Annotated in this window: 2 protein-coding genes; both read right to left on the reverse strand. The window is 74.3% G+C overall.

Going from position 1 to position 1,684, the window contains the following annotated elements; all coding sequences use genetic code 11:
- Positions 1–1,423 (reverse strand): PepSY-associated TM helix domain-containing protein (locus tag ACFOGJ_RS20885; RefSeq protein ID WP_379904183.1); only part of this gene is annotated, 1,423 nt, incomplete at its 3' end.
- 6 nt (positions 1,424–1,429) lie between these two features.
- Positions 1,430–1,684: hypothetical protein (locus ACFOGJ_RS20890; RefSeq protein ID WP_379904185.1), on the reverse strand; the 255-nt coding region annotated here is incomplete at its 5' end.

Genomic DNA, 1,684 nt, shown 5'->3' on the forward strand with positions numbered 1-1,684 from the left:
GCAGTGTGCCGGCGGCAAGGGCGCCAGCCGGCGATGTCCCGGTAGTCAGGAAGGTCGCGACCGGCAGCAGCACCAGCAGCAGCCCCAGCAGGCGGGTCAGGTCGCGGGCTGCCGCCGTCGTGCCGCGCCACCACGGCCAGGCCAGACCGGCTACCAGTAGCGTCAGGAAGAGCCAGGGCAGCCAGCCGGCGGCGGGCTCCGCCGCACGGCCCACCAGGCGCTCGGCCAGGAACAGGCCGGCGATCGCAAACGGGAGGCCATGCACCATGCCGCCGGTGAGGCGCCGGACGAGAAGGGCGCTGCCGCCGGCGCCGACATGGCGGCTGTTCCATATATGCAGGCCTGACGCGACGAGCAGGCAGGTGCCGATGCCCAGCAGGGCGTAGAGGAGCTTCAGGCCGAGCCCGCCATAGCTGCCATAATGCAGCGGGGTGACGGCGGCATAGACCTGCCGCCCGATGCTGCCGCTGCTCCAGTCGGCGATGGACAGGACCCGCCCGGTGGCGGCTTCCAGCACCACATAGGGCAGATAGACCAGCCGGCCCGGCAGGCGGCCCATCACCGTCGCGGTCGCACCGGCATCGCCGGCCTCGCGGATCTCCATCCGGTCCGGCACCAGGCCGGGCAGGGCGGCCGTCGCATGGTCCAGCAATCTGCTGGCCGGCAGCGGGGCGGCGTCGCGGCCGGTCGCAGCCGCAGGCGGATCGCCGATCGCGGCAAAGGCCGCAGCCAGATCGCCGTCGAAGGCGGTTGCGGCGGCCAGGGTCAGGGCCGGGGCCGCAAAGCCCAGCATCGCACCGGTCAGCGCCATCATCAGGTGGAAGGGCAGGCCCCACAGACCCAGCGACCGGTGGCTGTCGGACCAGGCCAGCCGCAGGCTGCGCCCCAGGCGCAGGGTGAACAGGTCGGACAGGATCCGGCGGTGCAGCAGGATGCCGGAGAGAAGCGAGACCAGCATCGCCGCGCCCAGGCCGCCGACCAGGTAGCGGCCGAGCGGCGAGGGCAGCAGCAGGTCGGTGTGAAGCCGCGTCACGATCTCCGCCGCTATGCTGCCGCCGGCGGGCGCCGGGCGGCCATCGGTGGCGTCGACCGCGATCCGCTGCGGCGGCCCGTCGCCATGCGGCTGCATCGCGATCTCGGCATGGTCGCGCCAGCCGTCGGGAAGGTGCACGAAGATGCTCGCGGCACGGCCGCCGGCTTCGCCGAGCAGGCGGTCGAGCTGCCGGTCGAGGCCGGTCAGGTTGTCCGGGGCGGCAGCAGGGCCGGTCGCCGTCGCGGCCATGCCGGCCCGCGCCCAGGGCGCCAGTTCCGCGGTGAACAGCGCCACGGTGCCGGAGACGCAGACCAGGTAGAGCAGCAGGCCCAGCCCCAGCCCGAGCCAGCGGTGCAGGCCGTACAATGCCTTCAGGAAGGGCTGTCCCATCGGCGGCTACCCTGTCTGGACGGCCAGCAGGGCGAGGCCGCCCAGGACTGCCGCGAACGCCCAGTCCCGCCAGGGGCGTCGGGCGGCACCGAGAAGCAGGGCGCCGACCGCCCAGAGCAATGGCCAGAGCACCACCGACAGCAGCGCCCGGTCCACCGGCGGCAGCGGCAGGTGCCGGCTCAATGCCAGGCCGATCGCGACCGACAGGGCCAGGCCGCCGGCCAGCGCGGCGGCCGTCGTGGCGGCCGGGCGCAGCGCGCC

The organism is Marinibaculum pumilum (assembly GCF_042646425.1).
GTDB classification, from domain to species: domain Bacteria; phylum Pseudomonadota; class Alphaproteobacteria; order Ferrovibrionales; family Ferrovibrionaceae; genus Marinibaculum; species Marinibaculum pumilum.